Origin of the sequence: Stenotrophomonas sp. FR012 (assembly GCF_047520565.2) — a bacterium.
Taxonomy (GTDB): domain Bacteria; phylum Pseudomonadota; class Gammaproteobacteria; order Xanthomonadales; family Xanthomonadaceae; genus Stenotrophomonas; species Stenotrophomonas sepilia.
Map to the genome: position 1 here is coordinate 13,220 of NZ_JAXBQL020000005.1, position 22,608 is coordinate 35,827.

Annotated in this window: 18 protein-coding genes; 12 read left to right on the forward strand and 6 right to left on the reverse strand. The window is 69.1% G+C overall.

The features are described 5' to 3' along the window. Positions 1 to 16 precede the first annotated feature (16 nt). From ACM0O9_RS10170 to folE, 3 genes are all read right to left on the reverse strand, one after another. Positions 17 to 718: a DUF4194 domain-containing protein gene (locus tag ACM0O9_RS10170; RefSeq protein WP_005421303.1), complete on the reverse strand. Its 702-nt coding sequence runs from the start codon at positions 716 to 718 to the stop codon at positions 17 to 19. Continuing rightward, on the reverse strand, positions 705 to 2,174 hold the full coding sequence (locus ACM0O9_RS10175; RefSeq protein ID WP_053496749.1) for a DUF3375 domain-containing protein: 1,470 nt from the start codon (positions 2,172 to 2,174) through the stop codon (positions 705 to 707). The genes ACM0O9_RS10170 and ACM0O9_RS10175 overlap by 14 nt, the downstream gene beginning before the upstream one ends. A 112-nt stretch (positions 2,175 to 2,286) precedes the next feature. Then, positions 2,287 to 2,898 (reverse strand): GTP cyclohydrolase I FolE, encoded by a 612-nt coding sequence (gene folE, locus ACM0O9_RS10180; RefSeq protein ID WP_065179742.1) that lies wholly within the window; start codon positions 2,896 to 2,898, stop codon positions 2,287 to 2,289. A gap of 689 nt (positions 2,899 to 3,587) precedes the next feature. Here folE and ACM0O9_RS10185 point away from each other — a divergent pair. The 6 genes from ACM0O9_RS10185 to ACM0O9_RS10210 all read left to right on the forward strand — a co-directional run bounded on the left by ACM0O9_RS10185 (position 3,588) and on the right by ACM0O9_RS10210 (position 9,275). Next, positions 3,588 to 4,043, forward strand: coding sequence for a MarR family winged helix-turn-helix transcriptional regulator (locus ACM0O9_RS10185; RefSeq protein WP_005421298.1), 456 nt, complete (start codon positions 3,588 to 3,590; stop codon positions 4,041 to 4,043). A gap of 109 nt (positions 4,044 to 4,152) precedes the next feature. Continuing rightward, entirely contained in the window at positions 4,153 to 4,362 is a 210-nt protein-coding gene (locus ACM0O9_RS10190) for a DUF1656 domain-containing protein (RefSeq protein WP_025875651.1), read from the forward strand. Beyond that, positions 4,359 to 5,276 carry an efflux RND transporter periplasmic adaptor subunit gene (locus ACM0O9_RS10195; RefSeq protein WP_065186602.1) on the forward strand — a complete coding sequence of 306 codons (918 nt, stop codon included), beginning with the start codon at positions 4,359 to 4,361 and terminating at the stop codon, positions 5,274 to 5,276. The genes ACM0O9_RS10190 and ACM0O9_RS10195 overlap by 4 nt, the downstream gene beginning before the upstream one ends. Then, a complete protein-coding gene (locus ACM0O9_RS10200; RefSeq protein ID WP_065179029.1) occupies positions 5,273 to 6,742 on the forward strand; it encodes an efflux transporter outer membrane subunit in 1,470 nt (489 codons plus the stop codon). Before ACM0O9_RS10195 ends, ACM0O9_RS10200 begins: the two co-directional genes overlap by 4 nt. A 3-nt stretch (positions 6,743 to 6,745) precedes the next feature. Further along, positions 6,746 to 8,785 (forward strand): FUSC family protein, encoded by a 2,040-nt coding sequence (locus ACM0O9_RS10205; protein ID WP_065186603.1) that lies wholly within the window; start codon positions 6,746 to 6,748, stop codon positions 8,783 to 8,785. A gap of 94 nt (positions 8,786 to 8,879) precedes the next feature. Then, entirely contained in the window at positions 8,880 to 9,275 is a 396-nt protein-coding gene (locus ACM0O9_RS10210; protein ID WP_065186604.1) for a hypothetical protein, read from the forward strand. Between the two features lie 127 nt (positions 9,276 to 9,402). Here the strand turns inward: ACM0O9_RS10210 and recD are convergent, their stop codons facing one another. The 3 genes from recD to recC are packed head-to-tail and all read right to left on the reverse strand — an operon-like array spanning position 9,403 to position 18,304. Continuing rightward, entirely contained in the window at positions 9,403 to 11,283 is a 1,881-nt protein-coding gene (gene recD, locus ACM0O9_RS10215) for an exodeoxyribonuclease V subunit alpha (RefSeq protein ID WP_065186605.1), read from the reverse strand. Continuing rightward, positions 11,280 to 14,960: an exodeoxyribonuclease V subunit beta gene (gene recB, locus ACM0O9_RS10220; protein ID WP_164093361.1), complete on the reverse strand. Its 3,681-nt coding sequence runs from the start codon at positions 14,958 to 14,960 to the stop codon at positions 11,280 to 11,282. The genes recD and recB overlap by 4 nt, the downstream gene beginning before the upstream one ends. Continuing rightward, positions 14,957 to 18,304 (reverse strand): exodeoxyribonuclease V subunit gamma, encoded by a 3,348-nt coding sequence (recC, locus tag ACM0O9_RS10225; RefSeq protein ID WP_414604050.1) that lies wholly within the window; start codon positions 18,302 to 18,304, stop codon positions 14,957 to 14,959. Before recC ends, recB begins: the two co-directional genes overlap by 4 nt. Positions 18,305 to 18,493: 189 nt before the next feature. Between recC and ACM0O9_RS10230 the strand changes: the two genes are divergently transcribed. Genes ACM0O9_RS10230 through ACM0O9_RS10255 form a run of 6 tightly spaced genes read left to right on the forward strand, consistent with a single transcriptional unit; the run spans position 18,494 to position 22,590 of the window. After that, positions 18,494 to 19,282 carry an ABC transporter ATP-binding protein gene (locus tag ACM0O9_RS10230; protein WP_235649660.1) on the forward strand — a complete coding sequence of 263 codons (789 nt, stop codon included), beginning with the start codon at positions 18,494 to 18,496 and terminating at the stop codon, positions 19,280 to 19,282. Beyond that, complete coding sequence (locus tag ACM0O9_RS10235; RefSeq protein WP_005414955.1) at positions 19,282 to 20,031, forward strand: MlaE family lipid ABC transporter permease subunit; 750 nt, start codon at positions 19,282 to 19,284, stop codon at positions 20,029 to 20,031. The genes ACM0O9_RS10230 and ACM0O9_RS10235 overlap by 1 nt, the downstream gene beginning before the upstream one ends. Before the next feature lie 59 nt (positions 20,032 to 20,090). Continuing rightward, positions 20,091 to 20,615: an outer membrane lipid asymmetry maintenance protein MlaD gene (gene mlaD / locus ACM0O9_RS10240; protein ID WP_065186607.1), complete on the forward strand. Its 525-nt coding sequence runs from the start codon at positions 20,091 to 20,093 to the stop codon at positions 20,613 to 20,615. Beyond that, positions 20,612 to 21,274: an MlaC/ttg2D family ABC transporter substrate-binding protein gene (locus ACM0O9_RS10245; RefSeq protein WP_053496740.1), complete on the forward strand. Its 663-nt coding sequence runs from the start codon at positions 20,612 to 20,614 to the stop codon at positions 21,272 to 21,274. The genes mlaD and ACM0O9_RS10245 overlap by 4 nt, the downstream gene beginning before the upstream one ends. Then, complete coding sequence (locus ACM0O9_RS10250) at positions 21,264 to 21,575, forward strand: STAS domain-containing protein (protein WP_005421254.1); 312 nt, start codon at positions 21,264 to 21,266, stop codon at positions 21,573 to 21,575. Before ACM0O9_RS10245 ends, ACM0O9_RS10250 begins: the two co-directional genes overlap by 11 nt. A 1-nt stretch (position 21,576) precedes the next feature. Beyond that, positions 21,577 to 22,590, forward strand: coding sequence for an MlaA family lipoprotein (locus tag ACM0O9_RS10255; RefSeq protein WP_235649661.1), 1,014 nt, complete (start codon positions 21,577 to 21,579; stop codon positions 22,588 to 22,590). Positions 22,591 to 22,608: the final 18 nt, after the last annotated feature.

The following is a 22,608-nucleotide window of genomic DNA, read 5'->3' on the forward strand; positions in this document are numbered from 1 at the left end:
GCGATGGTCGGGTCTCTCAGGCCTCGGCGGCCGGGGTTTCACGCAGCTGGCGGTAGACCGCCGAAAGCTGGGACACGTCTTCGGCGGAGAACAGCAGCTTCAGCGCCGGCGAGACTTCGTGGCGGTCTTCCTGGCCGCTGAGGCGGGTCAGGATGTGGTTGTCCTTCATCTTCTGCACCGCCGATGCGACGCGACGGTTGAAGCCGGCGCGGTCGGTGGACAGGTTCTTTTCGTAGATGGCCAGCGCTTCGGCCATCTCGGCGTCGGCGACCACCGCGCGGTTGCCGCGCGCATCGGCCTCGGCCAGCTGCTGGCGCAGGTACAGCAGCAGCACCGAGTCGATGAAGGTCAGCGGCGAGGTGCGCAGCAGCACCGGCGCATCGACGTCTTCGGTATCGGCCTGGCGGGTGAACGCCACGCCACTGTCGCGGTCGAGCACCAGTTCCAGGAACAGGTCGGCCAGCGACGAGCGGATGGCCGCCTCGCTGCGGATCAGCGCCGGCCACAGCTTGGCGTGGCGCAGCTGGTCGATGCTGGGGCCGATCAGCAGTTGGCACAGCGCACGGCGCGCATCCAGCGGCAGGCGCCCGGTATCGCCGAGGTAGTACACGTCGTTGCCACGGCGGGGCTGCGCCACGGCCGCCACCGGCTCGGCCTCGTAGGCGTCTTCCGCCACGTCGGCCTGCGGTGCGTCGATGGGATCTTCATGCCAGCTCATGGCGTCTCTCCTGGGTGAACCAAACCAGCGGGATGCGGGCGCGACGGATCTGGCCGTCGCCACCACGCCATTGCGCAAGCTCCTGCTCGCCGGCGATCACGTTGCCGAAGCGCGTGCCCAGCGACAGGTAGCCGATGACGCTGCCAAGACCCTGCGGCGCTTCGCGCTGCGAAAGGGCCTGGGCGATGCTGAGCCGCGGCTGTGCATCGAGCAGGTCGTGCAGGTCGCGGCGCAGGGTACGGAAGTCGATTTCGGACGAAGCGACCAGATCGCCAACGCTTTCCAGGCTGATCGCGGCTGCGTCGTTGTATTCGACGTTGCCATCGACCTGGGCGCTGCGCGGATCGTGCAGTTTCCATTGCGACCACGAGCGCAGGCGGCTGGTGGTCAGCTGCAGGTCGCGGCCGATGCCGCGTTGTGCGGGGAACTCGTCGCGCAGAGCGAGCGCTTCGGACTGCGCCTGCTTGAGCAGCTGGTTGAGGCGACGCTGTTCCAGATAGCCACGGCTCTGCACGAAGCCGCGCAGGCTGCGCGCGAAGTTCTGCAGCACATCGTGCACCTGGCCACCGCGCTCGAGCATGGTGCTGGTGAAGCCGCGCAGGAAGTTGCGTTCGTTGCGGTCCAGGCGGCGGGCGAAGCCACGCGCCAGCACCGCTTCCAGCGCGGCATCGAGCTGGGCGCTCTGCTCGGCGTCGTTGAGCAGGCGCCAGAAGGCCTGGAAGCTACGCCCGGCATCACTTTCGCCAATCACGTCCACGCCTTCGAACAGCTGCGACAGCACATCGCCGCGCTCGCCCTCGTCGTCGATGATGCGTTCGCGGAACTCGCGGTTGAGCTGCTCGAAGTCGTCGCGCACGCGGCGGAAGTCCTCGGTCAGCTCGTCGGCCAGGCCGATGATCTGGCGCGCACGTTCCAGCGCGCGCTTGCCGTCCAGCGCGATCACACGGCCGGCGCCGACACGGGCGATCTCGGCGTCGATCCGGTCGCGCTCGTCGCGCAGCGCCGACAGGCGGGCGTCCGGATCGGATTCGGTCTGCGCGGCCAGCTGCGAGAGCTGTTCGATGACCAGCGCCAGCCGGCTCTCGGTGGCGGCCACACGGGCCTGCTCGAGGCCGTCGGCAAAGCGGATCGCCTGAAGCGCCGCGGTCGAAAGCTCGTACTGCTCCTGGTCGGCGCCCTCGGGCAGGCGGCGTTCCAGCCAGCCCTGGGCCAGCCAGTGCGCGATGTAGGCCTGCGCGGTACGCGGCAGCTCGCGCGACAGTTCGTCGCTATTGAGCTGATCCAGCGCACGCTGCAGGCGCTCGTTGAGCACCGACGAAGGCAGGGTGCGCTCGCCGTCCATCAACAGCCCCTGCAGCAGGCCGATGATTTCCGGAGCGTGGTCGGCGGCGAGCAGCTTCCACTGGGGCTGTTCGCGCAGATGGCGGTAACGGGAGATGCGTTCGCGATGCTTCATGCAGCGAAAGGAGTCATGAGGGCTGGCGGGGAGGGGCAGCCACGCACGGCGGCCGCGCCGGCATCCGTGGACATGCCGGCCCGCAGGGGCCGGCGGGGTGCGGGCAGGCGGCTCAGCGCTTGCCGCCCACTTCGATGAAGCGCAGGAACTCGGCGCGGGTACGCGCGTCGTCGCGGAAGCTGCCCAGCATCTTGGAGGTGACCATGCTGACGCCGCGCTTGTGGATGCCACGGGTGGTCATGCATTCGTGGGCGCCTTCGACCACCACGCCGACACCGATCGGTTGCAGCACATCCTGGATGCACTGGGCGATCTGCGCGGTCATCTTCTCCTGCACCTGGAAACGGCGGGCGTAGGCTTCGACGACGCGGGCCAGCTTGCTGATGCCCACCACCTTGCCGGCCGGCAGGTAGCCGACATGCACGCGGCCGATGATCGGCGCCATGTGGTGTTCGCAGTGGCTTTCGTACTCGATGTCGCGCAGGACAATGAGTTCGTCATAGCCTGCCACTTCCTCGAAGGTGCGCTCCATGTAGGCGCGCGGGTCATCGCGGTAACCGCTGAACCAGTCGCCATAGGCTTCGGCGACACGGCGGGGGGTATCCAGCAGGCCTTCGCGGGACGGGTCCTCACCGGCCCAGCGCAGCAGGGTGCGCACGGCATCCTCGGCCTGGTCCTGGGTCACGTCGCCCTGCTGGGCGGCCTTTTCGTTGTTCTTGCTCATTGCGTACAGCGTCCCGAACGGGGGGCGAGCATCGTACCCGACCGGGGGGTGGGTCGTCCTGTTGGGACGGTTCATCGGGGGGTTCTTGCGGCGCCTCGTTGCTATCGGTTTGGAGGGGGAGAGGGGGCTGCGCGGGACACGCCGTAAACCCGTCCATGGGGGCTCGATGGCGCCATCCATGGCGCCAACGGTCCTGCGCAGCCCCCTCTCCCCCCTCCTTGACGGTTTCCTGCGGGCGCGGCCGAACCGCCCGAAAGCGGGGTCAAAAGCTTGGGTTCATGGCTTCGGAAGCGCCGCGCGACTGCGCGACTGCTGTGGTAGGTGCGGACCGTTGGTCCGCACAGCTTTGGCTGCTGCTCCTGCCTCCAAAGAGCCAACCCACCGCACCCGCGGGCTGATGGGAGGGAAGCGGGGGCCGGGCGGGGCAGGACCGTCCGCGGCATGGATGCCGCGGCCGAGCCCCCCAAGGGTGAGGGCGCTTTGCTTGCGAGGCATGCCTCGCAAGCGCCCGAACGCACAGCCGCCAGCGGCTGGGCCGGACCCTGGAGGGGGGTTCACGGCGTGTCCTGCACCGTCCGGCGCCCGCTGCCCCACCCGACACCAGGCAGGCGCAACGCTTTCCTAACACCCCACCCATTCAGAAAAACCTATTGATAGGAATGAAATTAGTAGTATCCTATCTATCTCTTATGGACCGACCCCTCGACGAGCGCACCGTGCTGCAGATGCAGCTCAGCTCCGGCCTGCTTTATGCAGGGCGGCAGTGGCAGCGCCTGGCCGACAGCCGGCTCGGCAGCTACGGCATCTCCACCGCCTGCACCATGCCGTTGCTGATGATCGGCCGCTCCGGCGGTGGCATCCGCCAGGTGGCGCTGGCCCAGCAGCTGGGCATGGAAGGGCCTTCGCTGGTACGCCTGCTGGACAAGCTGTGTGCCAGTGGCCTGGTCCGCCGCGAGAGCGACGCCAGCGACCGCCGCGCCAATCTGTTGTGGCTGACCGACGAGGGCCATGCGCTGGTCAGCGAACTGGAAGATCAGTTGATCGGCCTGCGCCAGGACGTGTTCGGCGAGCTTTCCATGGATGAACTGCACGCCGTGCTGAAGGCATGGCGCCTGCTGGCCGAGGCCGCCGACCGCATCACGTAAGAGCGCTGCCCCCGAACACCGCCGCTGCCGTGCACACGCCAGCGGCTTTTGCCCGTTGCTGTTGTTTCGTTGTCCCTCCCCTCCCCCACCTCGTCCCCGCCCCCTACCGATGCCCGGTGAATTCAGTCTCCACGGAGTGTTCGTCCCGACCCTGCTTGGGTTGATGGTGTTGGCCTATCTGGTCAACAGCGGCCTGCACGCGCTGCTGCAGCGTGCCGGCGCCTACCGCCATGTATGGCACCCGGCGCTGTTCAACCTGGCGCTGTACGGGATCGTGCTTGGCCTGCTGTTCCACCTCCTGCGTTGGATGCAATCGTGAACAAGATCGTGAAGAAGACCCTGCCAGTGCTGCTCACCAGCGCAGCCGTGATCGTCGCCCTGCTGGTGCTGCGCCAGCTGTGGGTCTACTACATGGATGAACCCTGGACCCGCGACGCCCACGTCGGCGCCGACGTGGTGCAGGTGGCGCCGGACGTGTCCGGGCTGGTGGAAACGGTGAACGTGGCCGACAACCAGTCGGTGAAGAAGGGCGACCTGCTGTTCGTCGTCGATCGCGCCCGCTACCGCATCGCGCTGGAGCAGGCCAAGGCCAGCCTGGCCGAGCGCCAGGCCTCGGTGGCACAGCTGCGCCGCGAGATCGGCCGCGACCGCAGCCTGCAGGACCTGGTCGCCGCCGAGGACGCCGAGGTGCGCCGCGCCAAGCTGCAGGCCGCACAGGCGGCGCTGGCCACCGCACAGGCTGCGGTCGACCTGGCCGAGCTCAACCTCGGCCGCACCGAGGTGCGCGCCTCAGCCGATGGCCGGGTCAGTGACCGCACGATGCGCGTGGGCGACTACGTGGTGGCCGGCAAGCCGGTGCTGGCGTTGCTGGATACCGGCTCGTTCCGCATTGATGGCTATTTCGAGGAAACCCGACTGCGCGGCGTGGCGCCGGGGCAGCGCGTGGACATCCGCCTGATGGGCGAATCGGCACCGCTGCACGGCCATGTCGAGAGCATTGCCGCCGGTATCGAGGACCGCTACCGCAGCAACGGCAGCACCCTGCTGCCGAACGTGACCCCGGCCTTCGACTGGGTGCGGCTGGCGCAGCGCATCCCGGTGCGCATCGCCATCGACGAAGTGCCCAAGGGCGTTGAGTTGATTGCCGGCCGTACCGCCACGGTGACCGTGGACACCGGCCGCCATCCGCACAACGGCAAGGCCGGCACTTCGCCGACACAGGCGGGCCTGTGAACGCCGCCCTGCCCCGTCTCGGCCTGATCGTCGCACTGGCCAGCCTGGCCGCGTGCAAAACCGTCGGCCCGGACTATGCACTGCCGGAAGGTTCGGCGTTCAAGCGCCCGGAGGCCAATGCGGCCTTCATCGATACGCAGAACCCGCAGATTGCCGCCAACCAGGCGCTGCCCGACCGCTGGTGGTCGCTGTACAACGACCCGGTGCTGGACGGGCTGATCACCCAGGCACTGCGTGACAACGTGGAACTGAAGGCCGCCGATGCGCACCTGCGCCGCGCTGCCGCCGTGTACGAACAGGCGCTGGACGCGGGCGGCTTCGAGTACGAGGCCGAGGCCGGCGTCAGCCGCGCGCAGTTGTCGGCCGAATCGTTCCTGCAGGAGCACGAGCTGCCGGTGATCAACCTGGCCGATGGCAAGTTCGCGGTCAGCTACCAGTTCGACCTGTTCGGCAAGCTCAAGCGCGGCGCCGAAGCGGCGCGAGCCGACGAACAGTCGGTTGCCGCAGCACGTGACCTGGCCCAGGTCAGCGTGGTCGCGCAGGTGGCCGACAGCTACCTGGAGATCTGCCACGCCAACCACGAGCTGCACGTGGCCGAGCATTCGCTGCAGCTGCAGCAGCGCAGCCGCACCGTTACCGAGCGCCTGATCGCCGCCGGCCGCGGCACACCGCCGGAACTGGCCCGGGCCAATGCGCAGGTGGCGCTGCTGGAGGCGGCACTGCCGCCGCTGCGCGCGCAGCGTTCGGCCGCGGCCTATTCGCTGGCCGCACTGCTGGGCCAGACCCCGGGCCAGCTGCCGGCCGGGGTGATCGACTGCGCGCACGCGCCCGGCCTGGCGCAGCCGCTGCCGGTCGGTGATGGCCGTGCGCTGCTGCAGCGCCGCCCGGACGTGCGCCAGGCCGAACGCAAGCTGGCCTCGGCCACGGCGCGGATTGGCGTGGCCACCGCCGAGCTGTATCCGGACATCCGTCTGGGTGCCTCAGTGGGCGCCGCCGGCCTGCTGGAAGACTTCGGCACGCCGATGACCCAGCAGTGGTCGATCGGCCCGCTGATCTCGTGGACACTGCCCTCTTCGGGCACGCATGCCCGCATCCACGCCGCCGAAGCCGGTGCCGACGCGGCCCTGGCCGAGTTCGACCACACCGTGCTGCAGGCACTGCGCGAGACCCAGACCGCGCTGGACCGCTATGCGCAGGACCTGCGCCGGCTGCAATCGCTGCGCGTGGCGCAGGAGCAGGCCGCGCTGGCCGCCGACCAGAACCGCCGGCTTTACCAGGGCGGCCGCACACCCTACCTGTCCAGCCTGGATGCCGACCGCAGCCTGGCCAGCAGCGACGCCACCCTGGCCGCCGCCGAAGCGCAGGTCTCGCGCGACCAGATCCACCTGTTCCTGGTGCTGGGTGGCGGCTGGCAGGCATCGGTTGCCCCGGCTGCACCGTCCACCGCACAGGCCACGGCGAAGTAAGCCATGAACGCGCTGACCGATCGCCAGGCCTGGCTGTTCTCGATCAAGACCTACCTGGCCGCGGTGGCCGCGCTGTACATCGCCATGGCCGGCAACCTGTCGCGCCCATACTGGGCGATGGGCACGGTGTACATCGTCAGCCAGCCGCTGCTGGGCCCGACCCGCGCCAAGGGCGTGTACCGCATTGTCGGCACCCTGGTGGCCGGGCTGGCCACGCTGCTGGTACTGCCGGCGCTGGTGGAAACCCCGCTGGTGCTGAGTGCGGCGATGTCGATCTGGCTGGCCGGTTGCCTGTTCATGGCCCTGCTCAATCGCGGCCCTCGCGGCTACGCGTTCCTGCTGGCCGGCTACACCACCGCCTTCATCGGCTTCCCGGCGGTAACTTCGCCGGAGACCATCTTCGACACCGTGGTGGCGCGCAGCGAGGAGATCATCCTCGGCACGGTGGTGGCCGTGCTGTTCGCCTCGCTGTTGTTCCCGGCCTCGGTGCGGCCGATGCTGCGCGCCCGGATCGGCAACTGGATGGAGGACGCTGCGCAGTGGTGCCGGCAGATCCTTGAGCGTGGCCGCGCGCATGCGCCGCGCAACCGGCTGGCTGCCGACCTGGTGCAGTTCGAGGCACTGATCGAGTTCCTGCGCCGCGACGATCCACGCCATGCCGGGTCTGCGGTGTCGATGGAGCGGCTGCGCGAGCGCATGCTGTTGCTGTTGCCGGTGTTGTCGTCGATCGCCGATCGCCTGAGCGCGCTGCGCAGCGATGGGCAGGCCCTGCCGGATGGGCTGCCGGCGCTGGTCGACGACATCCGCGAGTGGCTGGATGGCCCGACCAACGCCAGCGAGTACGCGCGGCTGCGCGCGCGCATCAGCGCGCTGAAGCCGCAGGTGGACCGCGACCTGCAGCACCTGCAGCTGGCCAGCCTGCTGCTGCGCCTGGAAGAACTGGTGGACCTGTGGCAGGACTGCCGCACCCTGCAGCACGCGATCGACCAGGGCACGGCGCCGTTGGATCGCGCGCACTACCGCATCCGCACCGAACGCGTGGCCGCCGCCAAGCACGTCGACTACGGCATGGCGCTGTTCTCCGCGCTCAGTGCCGGCGTAGCGCTGATGAGCTACTGCGTGCTGTGGATCGCGCTGGGCTGGGAAGGCGGCGGCAACGGCGCGATGATGGCGGCGGTGACGGCCGCATTTTTCGCCGCACAGGACGATCCGGCCCCCAGCATGGTGCAGTTCCTGGTGTGGGCGATGGTCGCCTCGGTGGTGGCGGGCGTGTACCTGTTCGGCGTGTTCCCAGCCGTGCACGACTTCGGCCTGCTGGCGCTTGTGCTGGCGGTGGCCTTCCTGCCGCTGGGACTGCTGCTTCATCATCCCAAGAGTGCGCTCTTCGCGCTGCCGCTGACAGTCAATCTGGCTGCGTTGCTGAGCCTGCAGAACACCTACAGCGCCAACATCCAGACCTTCCTCAATTCGTCGATCGCGATGTTCATCGGCATTGGCTTTGCAGTGGTGATGACCCGCCTGTTCCGTTCGGTAGGTGCCGAGTGGACCGCGCGCCGGCTGGTGCGGCAGGGCTGGACCACGCTGGCCGAAGCCGCCGAAGGACGTGGCCAGCAGGATCGGCAGCGCTTCGCCGCACGCATGCTCGACCTGCTGGGCCTGCTCGCACCGCGCCTGGCAGCGACGCCGGAGGGCAGCGACATTGCCTCGGTGGACATGCTCAACGAGGCGCGCATCGGCCTGAACATCCTGCAGCTGCGTCGTGCACGGCTGGAACTGCCCGAGCGCAGCCGCGAAGCCGTCGAGCACATCCTGGAAGAGATCGCTGGGCACTACCGGCGGCAGATCGCGGCGCGCAGGCCGATTGCTGCAGACCAGGCGCTGCGCGAGCGGCTGGATACCTCGCTGGGCCGGGTTGGCAGCGTGGCGGCGTGCAAGGCCCGCGACGAGGCGCTGATGGGCCTGGTCGGCCTGCGCTTCGCGCTGTTCCCGGAGGCCAAGGCGTTGGCGCCGGGCCTGGCCATGGACACGGTGACGCAGCCGTAGCGCGCTACCCTGTGCGTCCACAGACCCCGTTGCCGGGGTCGGATCCTTCGCCGCGGGCGAAGGCTCTGACCCCTGCTCTGCACAGGAAGCTCCAATGAGTTACGACATGATGGTGTTCGAGGCCAGCGCCGCGCCACGCGAGGCGGCGGCTTTCATCGCCTGGTTCGAAAAGCAGACGCAGTGGAACGAGCGCCACGAGTACGACGACCCGGCAGTCAGCAGCCCGGCGCTGCAGGCGTGGTTTACGGAGATGGCGCAGGAATTCCCGCCGTTGAACGGACCACTGAGCAACGACGATGACGACCGCGCCGAGGTGACCGAGTACAGCATCGGCCGGCAGGTGATCTACGGCGCGTTCGCCTACTCGGTGGCCGAGCGCGCGCACGGGCGGGTGCAGGATCTGGCCGAGAAGCACGGCGTGGGCTTCTTCGACGTGAGTGCGGATGAAGCGGCGATCGTGTTTCCTGATGGGTTGGTACTCATCGCGTAGATCCACGCCATGCGTGGATGACCACCAGAACGATCGAAGCGCGCTTTTGTAGAGTCGAGCCACGCTCGACTCCGTGGCCCATCAGCCGAGCATGGCCCGGCTCTACAGGCAGCGCATCACGCCCGCGTCAGAACAACGTGCCCTGCACCGTGGGCTGTTCGATGGGTGCCGGTTGTTCGGCCACATCTTCGGCACCCAACCGCCAGGCCAGGCCGCCCAACCGGCTGGCGTGCCGCTTCAGTGCGGCCTGCAGCACGTCGGCGCTGCTGGCCACATGCAGTACCTGGCGGGCGCGGGTCAGGCCGGTGTAGACCAGCTCGCGCGACAGCACGCGGCTGTCCTGGCGTGGCAGCTGCAGCCACACTTCATCGAACTCCGAGCCCTGTGCCTTGTGCACGGTCATCGCAAAGGCGCTTTCGTGCGCGGGCAGTGCGGCCGGGTGGAAGGCGCGTGGCTGCTCGACGGTGTCGCCCGGGAACCAGGCCACGATCGCGCCGCTGTCGTCGCGCAGGCAGATACCGATGTCGCCGTTGAACAGGCGGTGCCGGTAGCTGTTCTCGGTGACCAGCAGAAGGCGGCCCTGGAAGTAGCCCGGGGTATTGCCGGCCAGCAGCTGCTCGATACGGCTGTTCAGCCCGCGCGCACCTTGCGGGCCTTCGCGCAGCGCGGTCAGCACGCGCAGGCGACCGGCCTGCTGCAGGGCACGTACCGGATCCGCGGCCTCGGCCAGTGCACGCCAGTGGCCCAGCAGGTGCTCACGCTGGCCACGCAGCGGGTCCGCCTCACCTTCGTGGAAGTGCACGCCAGCCAATCCACCACCGCGCAGCAGCTGCAATGCAGTGCGGCTGTCACCTTCACGCACGGCATGCGCCAGCGGTGCCAGGTCCAGCGCATCACTCTGCCGGTAGCCGCGTTGCAGCTGCACGCGACGGCCGGCGAAGGCGCGTGGTGCGGCCTGCGGCTGCAAGGTGGCCGGTGCCAGCAAGCCATGCAGCGCCAGCGCATCGTCGGCGCGGGTGCCGATGCCATCGCCGCTGGCGCGCAGGATCGCGCTGAGCACATCACCGGCTTCGACCGACGGCAACTGATCGGGGTCGCCGAGCAGGATCAGGCGGGTGCCGCTGGCAACTGCATCGACCAGCTTGGCCATCATCGGCAGATCGATCATCGACGCTTCGTCGACCACCACCACGTCCACCGCCAGCGGATTGTCGGTGTGGTGGCGGAAGCGTGGTGAGTCGGGAATCACGCCGAGCAGTCGATGCAGGGTGGTGCCGCTGCTGGGCAGTGCCGCGCACAGCGTCGGATCCAGTCCCTGTTCCTGCAGGCGTTGCACGGCCATGCGCAGGCTCTCGGCCATCCGCTCGGCGGCGCGACCGGTGGGCGCGGCCAGCGCCACCTCGGGCAGCGGCTGGCCGGCGTGCCGGGCCTGCGCGGCCAGCAGCAGCAAGAGGCGTGCGATGGTGGTGGTCTTGCCTGTGCCGGGGCCGCCGGTGACCAGCGCCAGCGGATGGCGCAGCGTCACGCCGGCTGCGCGTGCCTGGTGATCTTCGCCGTGCGATGCGTGCGGGAACAGCTGCGCGAACAATGGCGCCAACGCTGCCATGTCCGGCGCCGGCAGCGGATGCCGGCCGATGCGCTGCAGACCGGTGGCCAACTGGCGCTCGTACTCGCGGTAGCGGCGCAGGTACAGCAGCCCGTTCTCCAGCACCAAGGGGGCATCCCCGGCGATGGCGTCAGCCTGCTCCGGTGTGGCCACCCATGGCGATGCGCGCAGCTGCGCCAGCCAGGCCTGCGCGGCGGGCCACTCGGGCACGCCTTCCAGCAACCGCTGCGGTTGAGCCGGATCGAACGCGGCGTGGCCCTGCGACACCGCCAGCGAAGCCAGCGCCGCCGCCAGTGCCACATTGTCGGGCGTGTCGTCGCGCAACCGCTGCAGGCTGGTCGCCAATGCGTGGTCGAGGGTGCGCAGCAGGCCCTTCTGGTGCAGTTCCTTCAGCAGGCTCATGCGCTGGCTCCTCGGGCACGCGCGGCGAGCTGGGCCTGGGCCTGCTCGCCGCCGGCGAACAGCGCGTCGAGTGCATCCACCAGCGCGAACGGGAAACGATCCACGTGCACGCCGTTGCCCGTGCCATCCAGGCCGCGGCAGAACAGGTAACGGATGCCGCCCATGTCGCGCTCGTAGTCGTAGGCGGCGCCCAAGCGGAAGCGCAGCCAGCGATGCAGGGCCACGGTGTAGATCAGCGCCTGCAGATCGTATTCGCTGTGGCGCATGGCAATGGCCAGCAGGTCCGGGCTGTAGCCGGGCAGGCGGTTGGACTTGTAGTCGAGCACGTACCACCGGCCATCACGCACGTAGGTCAGGTCGATCATGCCGGTCATCAGCCCCTCCAGGCGGCGGCGCTGGCCGAAGCCGCGGCGGCCACTGGAAACACCATGCGCATGCAGCACCTGCAGCAGCGCCGGCACGGTGGTCGCCTCGATGGCGAAATGGAAGTCGATTTCGGCGCGGCGCTCGCCTTCACCGAGGCTGTGCAGCGCACCGCCTTCGGGCAGCGGTACGGTCAGCGTGTGGCCCACCAGCGGCACCAGCACCGCCACGCCATCGTCCAGATCGACGTCGGCATAGCCCTCATCGTGCAGCGCCTTGCGCAGCACCTCGGCCTGGCCCTCGGGAGCTTCCCGGCCTGGTTGCCAGTCAGCCCATGCGGCGAAGTCGACGTTTTCCATTGCCTCGTGCAGCACGTTGCCGAAGCGGCTGCCCATGAAACGCGGGTCGAGCGGCGCGCTGTCCTCGGCCTCCGCGGCGGCTTCCGGCAGTGCCGGTTCCAGCGGCAGCTCCGGGCCGGTGGGTTCGTCGGCTGCCGGCGCCGGCAGCGCGGTGGCAGCGGCTTCGATGTCACTGCCCGCGCCGGCATCGGCGTGGGCCAGCTGGGTGAAGCTGTACACCCACCAGTCGTGCGGAACGCGCCGGGTCAGTGCACGCACCGCCGGAAGATCCCCTTCCACTTCGGCCGCCAGCTGCGGCAGCGCAGCCGGTACCTCACTGTCATCGATGCGCACATCGGCATGCGCGCGCAGCGCCTGCAGGTCACCCAGCAGCGGTGCCAGCCGCGTCCTGCCGAGCCCGGCCAGATCACCCACGGCGATCCACAGCGCGTGCTCGGCGCGGGTCAGGCCGACATACAGCAGGCGGGCATCCTCGGCACGCTGCTCGCGCTCGCGCTGCGCAGTGGCCGCTTCCCAGGCCTCGTCCTTGCCCAGCTTCCAGTGCAGCTGGCGCTGGCCGCCCACATGCACCGTGCAGTGCGAGGCGGTGTTGGGCGCACCGCCGTCGATGCCCACGAAGGGCAGGAACACCAGCGGGTACTCCAGGCCCTTGCTCTTGTGCAGGGTGATGATCTGCACGCGGCGCGCATCCGATTCCAGGCGCAGCAGCTGCTGCTCGTCATCCTGGTCGGCGCTGGCCATCTGGCCCTGCAGCCAGTCCAGCAGGCCGTGCATGCCCAGCGCCTGCGCCGAGGCTTCCTGCAGCAGTTCGCCCAGCTGCAGGTAGTTGGTCAGGCGGCGCTCGCCATCGATCAGCGCCAGCAGGCGCTCGCCCTGCGCGGCGCAGACGTCGGCGATCACCGCGAACGGGCCGCCGCGCTGCCAGCGCTCGCGCCAATGCAGCAGCTGCGCCTGGAACCCGCGTTGCAGGTCGCCCTCGTGCTCCATCGCCGCGATCGCACTGGCGCGCTGGCCGAGCAGCACTGTGGCCAGCGCTGCGCGCAGGCGACCTTCGTCAGCCGGCTGCAGCAGCGCCAGCAGCAGTGCACGCAGATCACGCGCTTCGCTGGTGGCGAACAGGCTCTGCTTGCCCGCTGCCACGGCAGGAATGCCGACCGCGGCCAGCGCGCGCTGCACCAGCGTGGCCTCGCGATGCGAACGCACCAGCACCGCGATGTCACCCGGCTGTACCGGGCGCCCACGCAGCACCGCATTGCCGGCGCGCGCCTCGACCAGGATCTGGTGGATCGCCGCCACACAGGCCTGGGCGGCTGCTTCGCGCGAGGCATCGGCACTCATCGCCTTGTCACCGCCACTGCGCAGCACGCGCAGAGTGAGTGCCGGGGCAGCATGGCCGTCGCGCTGGTAGTCCGCATCGCTGCGCACGCCACCGGGCCGCACCGGCTCGAACTGGATGCCACGCTCGAGGAAGGCGTCTTCGCCACCGTTGTCGTACAGCGCCTGCAGCGCGCGCAGCACGGCCGGTCGCGAGCGGAAGTTCTGGTCAAGCACCGGCGCCTGTTGCGCTACCCGCTTGGCCTTCAGGTAAGTGTGGATATCACCGCCGCGGAAACCGTAGATCGCCTGCTTGGGATCGCCGATCAGGAACAGCGCCGGTGCCAGGCCGAGCTCGCGCACTTCCGGTGAATCGCCGAACACGGTGTGGAAAATGCCCCACTGACGGTCGTCGGTATCCTGGAACTCATCGACCAGCGCGATGCGGTACTGCGCGCGCAGCTGCTTGACCAATGCCAGGCGCTGCGGGCCTTCCAGGGCCAGTGCGACGCCATCGATCAGATCGTCGTAGGTCTGCACCCGGCGGGTGCGCTTGAGCGCCTGAAGGCGCTGTCTGGCTTCGTCGCGAAGCACGTGCAGGAAGTTCAACGCGGTGGCACGGAGCCAGGCATCGCGTTCGGCCAGAAGCGCGACATAGCGGGCCAACGGCGCCTGCAATGGCGACGATGGCGTGCGCTCGGCGAATTTCTTGTTGGTCTTGGCTGCCAGCGCCTCCGGCAGCAGTGCCGGCAGGCGCTCGCTGGTCAGCAGCTCGCGCGGGTCGGCGCGTTCGGCCCAGCCCAGCAGTTGCCGGCCCAGCGGGTGCAGCCAGCCCAGCTTGTACGACACGCCGTTGATCCATTTGTTGTCGACCGCATCGCAGAGGTCGATGAAGAACTGCTCGCCATGCTCGCGCACGCTTGCGGACAGCTCTTCGGCAACACTCTGCAGGGCGGCCTGCGGATCGGGCAGCGCCACCGCCTGTGGCAACGGGTGCAGCGGCGGCGCGGCCAGCAGCGCGCGCAGATCGGCGGCCAGTGCGTCCGGGGTGGACCACAGCCAGGTCAGCGGTTCCAGCGTGGCCGGGTCATTGGCATATACCCGCCACAGGTCGGCCGCGAGCGCTTCCAGCAACTCACGGTCGCTGGCCAGCAGCTCCGGCGGATCAAAGGTGTGGCCGCTCTCCAGCGCATGCTCGCGCAGCACGCGGGTGCAGAAGCCATGGATGGTGAGGATGGACGCAAGGTCGATCTCATCGGCGGCGACCTGCAGGCGGCGCTTCAGTGCGGTGGCGCGCTCGGTACCTCCCTGCAGATGGCGCTGCAGCACCTCGCGGGTCAGCCGCACGTCCGGTGCTTCGCCTTCGACCGGTTCCAGATCGACCAGTCGCGCCGCCAGCGCCAGGCGCTCGCGGATGCGCTTGCGCAGTTCCTGGGTAGCCGCATCGGTGAAGGTCACCGCCAGGATCTGGCCGATGCGCAGGCCCTGCTCTACCACCAGGCGGGTAAACAGCGTGGCCAGGGTGAAGGTCTTGCCGGTACCGGCGCTGGCTTCGATCAGGCGGATGCCATCCAGCGGCAGGGCCAGATAGGGATCGACCGCCATGCACTGGGCTCGCTCATCGATGAAGGCGGGGCTCATGCGCTGCCCTCCTGGCGCGTTTCGGCGCCGAGGGTGCGGCCTTCGCGCACCGCGCTGAAGACCACCTGGCTGTTGCGCAGCAGGTCGGCATAACTGGCATCGGAGGCGAACGGGTCGGCCCCCCGCAGCAGCAGCTGCCAGGCGTCGCTGCTGGATTCACCCCAGCTGCGGTCGCTGCCGTGCCACTGCTTCCAGCCCTCGCTGCGCTGTTTCTCTGCCGGCGCGTTGTACAGCGCCCAGCCCGTATACGGGGCAAAGCGCAGCGGCTCACGCAGGCCGCGCTGGCGCAACTGCAGCAGCGCGCGCAGCGCCGCGCGTGCAGCAGGCGCGCTCAGTGCCGGCAGTACATGCGGGCCAGGACCGGCGTCGCCGCCATCGTGGAACTGCACAAGGGGCAGTGCGTCGCCGGCGGCGTTGGCCAGCAGCCAGTCCAGGCCCTGGCGGATCACTGCATTGCCATTGAGCGTGCCGGCGCGCAGCCGCACCAGGCCTTCGGGATGCCGATCGGCCACGCGGCCGTGCAGGCGCACGCCATCGATGTCCACTTCGTAGCGACGGCTTTCCAATGGCTCGCCCTGCATCCAGCCCAGCAGCGCACTGGCATACGGACGCGTCTTCAGCTGCTCCACCTCGAACTGGCGCTGGCCCAATGGACCGGACGGCAACAGGCCACGCGCGCGCAGCCGCGGGTACAACGGCTCGGTATCACCGCTGAGCGTGGCGCGCACCACCGCCGCCTGCACGCTGCGCTTTTCCGGGCCGCGCGATGACAGCACCAGCGGTTCCAGGTCATCAACTTCCCCGGCATCGTCGGCCAGGCGCAGACCCAGCGACTGTGCGAGGAACTGCCCGGCCGGGTCGCACAGGAAGCGGCGCAGGGTGTCGAGCGCGAGCTCGTCTTCCACGGCATCGTCGGGCGGCGGCGGCAGCGGGGCATCGAACCACGGCTGCAGGCCACCACGCTGGCCGGTGAGGCGGCCGGCAGCGGGATGCCATTGCCGCCGATAGCTGAAGCGGCGTGGATCACCCTCTCCGAACGCCGCCGGTGAGAACGGCTGCAGTGCATGGCGCACGGTAAAGTCGCGGACCGCCGCAGGCGGATCGAGGTGATACGCGGCGGCGGCATCGATCAGTTCACTGACCAGCACCGACGGCTCACGCACGCTGCCATCGCGTGGATCGGCGCCGAGGTAGCTGAGGTAGAACACCTCCTGCGCGGCGGCGAACAGCTGCAGGAACAGGAAGCGGTCGTCTTCGCGGGTGGAGCGATCGCCCGGGCGGCGGCGTGGCGTGTCCAGCTCGGCGGTGAGCTGGTTGAGGCCCGCGGCCGGGTCACGGCGCGGGAAATCGCCGTCATTGAGACCGAGCACGCAGATCACCCGGAACGGCAGCAGGCGCATCGGCACCATGCGGCCGAAACTGATGCCACCGGTCAGCAGCGGCGCGCGCGTATCGGCCTCGCCCAGTACGCCGGCGAAGTGCGAACGCACCACCTCAGGCGGCACGCCATCTTCGAAACCGGCCTTGGCGGCATCGTCGGCGAACTGATTCAGCAGCTTGCGCAGGCGCTCGAGGGCACGCTGGCTGTTGGGCGAGCTGGGCGCGGTCGGCAGCAGCGCGTCCAGCAGCGACAGCAGCCGTTGCCGCCACTGCGCCGGGGGCAGCAGCTCGCCGAGGCGACGCTGGTAGACCGCCAGCACGCGCAGCAGCCGCAGCAGCCGGTCCAGTGCTTCCAGCGCGCCGCCTTCCAGTTCGATCCACGGCGCCACGCCGGCCAGGTCCGCCTCGCTGCCGGTGGCGTGACCGAGCACCAGGCGTTCCAGTGCGAACTGCCAGGTGTAGGCGTCGTCGGCCGGCGCCTGGTGCTGGTTGCGGTGCTTCGCATCCAGGCCCCAGCGTGCGCCGGCCTGCTGCAGCCAGCCGTGCAGGCGATCGAAGTCCACCGCCTCCAGTCCGGCCGCTTCGGCCAGCGGCGCGCTGGCCAGCAGGTCCAGCACTTCGTTCAGGCCGAAACGCGAGACCGGCAGGCCCAGCAGGTGCACGAACACATCGGCCAGCGGCTCTCCTGCCAGTGGGCTGCTGTCGGCCAGCGCGTAGGGAATGTGCTCCTCCTCGCCGCCGCGGCCGCCGAACACTGCCTCCAGGTACGGCACATAGGGATCGATGTCCGGCGCCAGCACCGCGATCTCGCGCGCCTGCAGCGGCGGGTCGAAGCGAGGGTCCTGCAGCAGGCTGCGCAGCTGGTCGTGCAGCACCTGAAGCTCGCGCAGCCGGGTGTGGCAGGCATGCACCTGCAGGCTGGGGTCGTCGCTGCGCAGCCCATCGCGCAGCTCGCCCGAGGGCAACGCGCGGCGATGGAAAAGATCGCGCTGCAGGCGATGCAGCAGGCTGTCGGACAGGCCGCCTTCGTCAAGGGTCGGCCGGGTGTCTTCTTCCGGATCCGAATACGCGGCAATCTCGCCGGCCGGGTGCACCACCTCGTAGCTGCCCAGCACCGCCATGAAGTCGCGGCCGGCCGCACCCCAGGCCTCCAGCAGGCGGTTCTCACCGGCCGCTTCACCGAAGGGATCGGGCGCGCCGCTGCGCAGGCGCTCGGCCAGCGTCTGCAGGTCACCCCAGTACGACTGCACCGGAGTGGGCATATAGAAGTGCAGCTCGCCCACCCGCGCCTGGGTGGCCATCACCCGCAGCACGTCGGGCGAGATGTTGAGCGTCGCGAACGCGGACATCCGCGGTGGCAGGCCCTGCGGCAGCGGCTGGCCGGCACCCTCGAAGCGATCCAGGTACGCCTGGATGCGGCGCGCGCGGTAGTCGCGGCCATGGGCGATGGTGCGCCAGAGGATCGCCTGCGGGTCGGCCGGGTCGGCGCCGGCCTCCCAGCGCAGCAACCAGTCGCGGCGCCAGGCCTGGTACTTCTCGAACACCGACGCCAGCTCACCGGCCAGTGCCCACGGCTTCAGGGCGTCGCCGCCGGCAAGATAGGACTGCAGCGCGCGCATCGGTGGCTGCGCCAGCAGCGCCGGGTCGCGCAATGCCTGGTAGAGCTTCCAGTGCAGGCCCGCAGCGTCCAGGTCGTCGCGTTCGCCCGGCACATTGGCATTGAGTGCTCGGGCAACGAATTCGCCCGGGGTCAGGAACTCGAGGTTGGCGGCCACGCCATATTCGGCAGCGAGTGTCGCTTGCAGCCAACGCCGCATCGCCACCTGCGGGATCAGCACCACCTCCGGCGCGAGCAACGGCTGGCCCGGAACCGGCACACGCACGTTGCGCGCCAGCAGCGCAGCCAGCACGTCCAGGGAGTTGGAATGGTAGAGGCGGAAATCGCTGCCCGGGTCACTCATCATGCACAGTGTGCAGCACGGCAGGCAGTATTCAATGGCCAGCCCATCGCCGGTACGGATTGTTCCGCGCTGCCGGCCGATTGTCCCGGCCTGGCAAGGGTCATGCCGTGCCACAATACTGGACCGTCCAGTCTGCTTATGTTCAGCCGATGGGCCCGATCCTTCGATGTCTAAAAAACGTTAATGGTGCCCATGTCGGCTTCCGCCTCCAGTCTGGTGCAGTTATCCAACGTCCGCATCGACCGGAGCGGGCGCACGATCCTGCGTGACGTGTCGCTGCAGGTGCCCAAGGGCAGCATCACGGCCGTGCTGGGCCCGTCGGGCAGTGGCAAGTCGACCCTGCTGGCGGCACTGACCGGCGAACTGCGTCCGGTCGCCGGCGAGGTCACCCTGTTCGGCAGGCCGATTCCGCATGACAGCGGCGCGCTGCTGGAGATGCGCAAGAGCGTGGGTGTGCTGCTGCAGGGCAACGGCCTGCTGACCGATCTGACCGTCGCCGAAAACGTCGCGCTACCACTGCGCACGCATACCCGCCTGCCGACCGCCGTGCTGCGCCGCCTGGTGGAAATGAAGCTGCATGCCGTGGGTCTGCTGGCCGCTGCCGATGCCTGGCCGCGCGAACTGTCCGGCGGCATGGCGCGCCGCGTCGCGCTGGCCCGCGCGCTGGCACTGGATCCGCCACTGATGATCTACGACGAGCCGCTGACCGGGTTGGACCCGATCGCCTCCGGCGTGATCATGAGCCTGATCCAGCGCCTCAACCACAGCCTGGGCCTGACCAGCATCATTGTCAGCCACCACGTGCACGAGACCCTGCCGATCTGCGACCAGGTGATCGCCATCGCCAATGGCGGCATCGTGTTCCAGGGCACGCCCGAGGCGCTGCAGTCCAGTCACGACCCGCTGCTTCGGCAGTTCCTGCACGGCCAGCCCGATGGCCCCATTCCGTTCGATGCCGCGCCGCGCGCGAGGGTCGCCTGATGCCGTTCGTCCAAGCCACCCGCTCGCTGGGTCGCGCCGGCCTGTTCTCGCTGACCGTGCTGCGTGGTTCGCTGCCGACCCGTGATTTCCTGGCCGAGCTGACCCGCGAGATCTACAAGATCGGCGCACGCTCGCTGCCGATCATCGCCGTCGGTGGTGCCTTCGTCGGCCTGGTGCTGACCCTGCAGGGCTACCGCACGCTGACCACCTTCGGTGCGGCCGACGCGCTGTCGACCCTGCTCGGCCTGTCGCTGTACCGGGAACTGGCGCCGGTGCTGACCGCGCTGTTGTTCATCGGCCGCGCCGGCAGCTCGATCGCCGCCGAACTGGGCCTGATGCGCGCCACCGACCAGATCAAGGCACTGGAGCTGATGGCGATCGACCCGGTGGCCAAGGCCGTCGCGCCGCGCTTCTGGGCGGCGGTGCTGACCGTGCCGCTGCTGACCGGCATCTTCTGCTCGCTGGCGATCAGCGCCAGCTACTTCGAAGCGGTGCATGTGCTGGGCCTGGACAATGGCGTGTTCTGGTCGGCACTGCGCAACAGCGTCGATTTCTGGGACGACTTCGGCGTGGCGATGCTGAAGTCGGCGATCTTCGGCGGCACCGCAGCGCTGGTCGCCGCCTATGTTGGTTTCCACGCCGAGCCGACCATCGAGGGCACCTCGGTGGCGACCACCCGTGCGGTGGTCAATGCCTCGCTGCTGGTGCTGATGTTCAACTTCGTGCTGTCGGCAATGTTGTTCACCTAACCCCTCCACCGGCGGTGCGCATGCGCGCGCGGCCACCACGACTCGATCAGGTAATCCACATGGCCATCCGCGGTCCCAGACTCGAATTCTCTGTCGGCGCATTCCTGCTGCTGGCCCTGGCCTCGCTGATGGTGCTGGCCGTGGCCTCGACCAACCAGCGCTGGAGCTGGGGCAGCCAGGGCTACGAGCTGAAGGCGCGCTTCTCCCAGGTCGGCCAGCTGCGCAAGCAGGCGCCGGTGAAGATCGGCGGCGTCACCGTCGGCCAGGTCGCCTCCATCGACCTGGATCCGGTGAAGTTCGAATCCATCGTGACCCTGCGCATGGACAGCAAGGTCAAGGACCTGCCGGCGGACACCTCGGCGGGCATCTTCACCAGTGGTTTGCTCGGCGAGAGCTATATCGGTCTGCAGCCGGGCGGTGACCCGGACGTGCTGAAGGCCGGTGACGAGATCGTCTTCACCCAACCGGCGGTGGACCTGATCCAGCTGGTCGGCAAGTACATGTTCAGTGGCGGCGCCGGTGGTGGCCCTGCCCAGAAGCCCAACGATGGCGCGCAGGCGCCTGCAACGGAACCGCAACCATGAAAATGAAACTGATTCCCGCCCTGCTCGCCTCGGCGCTGCTGATGGCCACCCCGTTCCTTGCCCAGGCCCAGGCGGCCGCCCCCGCCGCTGCCGCAGCGCAGGGCCAGGCCGGCAAGGTGGTGATCGATGCCAGCACGCGCATTCTCACCACGCTGCAGCAGCGCCGCAGCGAGTTCAGCAGCAACCCGGCCAGCCTGCGCAGCTACATCGACAGCGAACTGAACCGCACCTTTGACCGCGACTATGCGGCACGCCTGGTGCTGGGCCCGCACGCCCGCGGCGCCTCCGACGGCGACATCAAGCTGTTCGCCGATGCGATGGCCGACAGCCTGATGCAGCGCTACGGTTCGACCCTGCTCAACATCCAGGGCAAGCCGAGCTTCCGCCTGAAGGGTGAAAGCCCGCTGCCGGGCAACCGTGGCGTGCGCGTCAGCACCGAACTGGTGCGCGCCGGCAACGAACCGACCCCGGTCGAGTACTGGATGCGCAACGTGAACGGCCAGTGGAAGATCTTCGACGTCAACATCGAAGGCATTTCCTACGTGCAGACCTTCCGCAACCAGTTCGATACGCCCTTGCGCCAGAAGGGCATCAAGCAGGTGGCCAGCGAGCTGCACAGCGGCAGCCTGCAGGCCGGGCCGGCGGGCAATGGCAAGTAACGCACTGGCGCTGCTGGAAGGCGACACCCTGCGCCTGCGCGGGGTGCTCGACCGTGCCGCGGTGATTGCACTGTGGCCGCAACTGCAGGCCCTGCCAGCCCAGCTGGCGCGGCTGGAGCTGGGCGAGGTCGAGCGCGTGGACAGCGCCGGCCTGGCCCTGCTGGCCGAACTGGCCGCCCGGGCACGCAAGGCGGGCCATGCGCTGGCCATTTCCGGCGCGCCGGCCGGCTTCAACGAGCTGAGCGCAGCCTACCGGCTGTCGCCCGACCTGGACTTCAACGCTACTTCTGCTGCGAGCTGACATGAACGTCGTACGCACTTTCCCCCTGATCCTCCTGGCCACCGCCCTGACCGCCTGTGCCGGCAAGCCCGCGCGCAGCGACGCACCGGTCGCCAGCACCGTGGTCGCGCCCGGCCCTGCTGCCGAAGCGACGGCCGCAACGGCCGATACCGGGGTGGTCGGTACTGCTCCGGTCGCTCCCGTGGCCAACCCGGCAACGCCTGCCGCTGCGGTGCCGACAACTGCGCCGCAGGGCGCAGAGGTCAGCCCACCGAAGACCGCAGCATCCACCGCCGCCAGCGACGATGATTTCGACGCCCTGTATGGTGGCACCGGCAACACCGGCAGTGCCGCGGCCTACGATCCGTGGGAACCGTTCAACCGCAAGGTCCACAAGTTCAACAATGCGGTCGACCGCGGTGTGGCCCGCCCGCTGGCCACCGCCTATACCCACGTGGTGCCGCGTTTCGCGCGTACCGGCGTCAGCAACTTCTTCAGCAACCTGCGTGCGCCGGTGACCATCACCAACCAGCTGCTGCAGGGCCGCGGTGCCGATGCGTGGGACAGCCTCGGCCGCTTCCTGATGAACAGCACGCTGGGCATCGGTGGCCTGTTCGATCCGGCCAGCAAGGCGATGGTGCCGCGTCGCAATGAAGATTTCGGCCAGACCCTGGGAGCCTGGGGCTGGCGTCGTTCGCGCTACGTGGAACTGCCGTTCTTCGGCCCGCGTACCGTGCGCGATGTGTTCGGCCTGGCCGGTGACATCCCGTTGTCGCCGATCCGCCGCATCGAGGAAGACAAGGTCCGCATCGGCCTGCAGGGCCTGCAGCTGGTCGACACCCGCGCACAGCTGCTGGCGATCGATGATCTGCGCGACACCGCCGTGGACGAGTACTCGCTGGTGCGCGATGCGTGGATGCAGCGCCGCAACTACCAGATCGAGAACGACCTGCGCAGCAAGCGCGACCGCGGCCATGATGATGCCAATTCGCCGATCCCGGTCGATGCCATGCCGATGCCGAACTGGAGCAACTGATCGCTGCAGCCCGTGCAT

Bases quoted from the DNA above. Each gene is read 5' to 3' on its own strand.
- ACM0O9_RS10170 (WP_005421303.1), bottom strand. From the start codon at position 718: ATGAGCTGGCATGAAGATCCCATCGACGCACCGCAGGCCGACGTGGCG.
- ACM0O9_RS10175 (WP_053496749.1), bottom strand. From the start codon at position 2,174: ATGAAGCATCGCGAACGCATCTCCCGTTACCGCCATCTGCGCGAACAG.
- folE (WP_065179742.1), bottom strand. From the start codon at position 2,898: ATGAGCAAGAACAACGAAAAGGCCGCCCAGCAGGGCGACGTGACCCAG.
- ACM0O9_RS10185 (WP_005421298.1), top strand. From the start codon at position 3,588: ATGGACCGACCCCTCGACGAGCGCACCGTGCTGCAGATGCAGCTCAGC.
- ACM0O9_RS10190 (WP_025875651.1), top strand. From the start codon at position 4,153: ATGCCCGGTGAATTCAGTCTCCACGGAGTGTTCGTCCCGACCCTGCTT.
- ACM0O9_RS10205 (WP_065186603.1), top strand. From the start codon at position 6,746: ATGAACGCGCTGACCGATCGCCAGGCCTGGCTGTTCTCGATCAAGACC.
- ACM0O9_RS10210 (WP_065186604.1), top strand. From the start codon at position 8,880: ATGAGTTACGACATGATGGTGTTCGAGGCCAGCGCCGCGCCACGCGAG.
- recD (WP_065186605.1), bottom strand. From the start codon at position 11,283: ATGAGCCTGCTGAAGGAACTGCACCAGAAGGGCCTGCTGCGCACCCTC.
- recB (WP_164093361.1), bottom strand. From the start codon at position 14,960: ATGAGCCCCGCCTTCATCGATGAGCGAGCCCAGTGCATGGCGGTCGAT.
- recC (WP_414604050.1), bottom strand. From the start codon at position 18,304: ATGATGAGTGACCCGGGCAGCGATTTCCGCCTCTACCATTCCAACTCC.
- ACM0O9_RS10230 (WP_235649660.1), top strand. From the start codon at position 18,494: ATGTCGGCTTCCGCCTCCAGTCTGGTGCAGTTATCCAACGTCCGCATC.
- ACM0O9_RS10235 (WP_005414955.1), top strand. From the start codon at position 19,282: ATGCCGTTCGTCCAAGCCACCCGCTCGCTGGGTCGCGCCGGCCTGTTC.
- mlaD (WP_065186607.1), top strand. From the start codon at position 20,091: ATGGCCATCCGCGGTCCCAGACTCGAATTCTCTGTCGGCGCATTCCTG.
- ACM0O9_RS10245 (WP_053496740.1), top strand. From the start codon at position 20,612: ATGAAAATGAAACTGATTCCCGCCCTGCTCGCCTCGGCGCTGCTGATG.
- ACM0O9_RS10250 (WP_005421254.1), top strand. From the start codon at position 21,264: ATGGCAAGTAACGCACTGGCGCTGCTGGAAGGCGACACCCTGCGCCTG.
- ACM0O9_RS10255 (WP_235649661.1), top strand. From the start codon at position 21,577: ATGAACGTCGTACGCACTTTCCCCCTGATCCTCCTGGCCACCGCCCTG.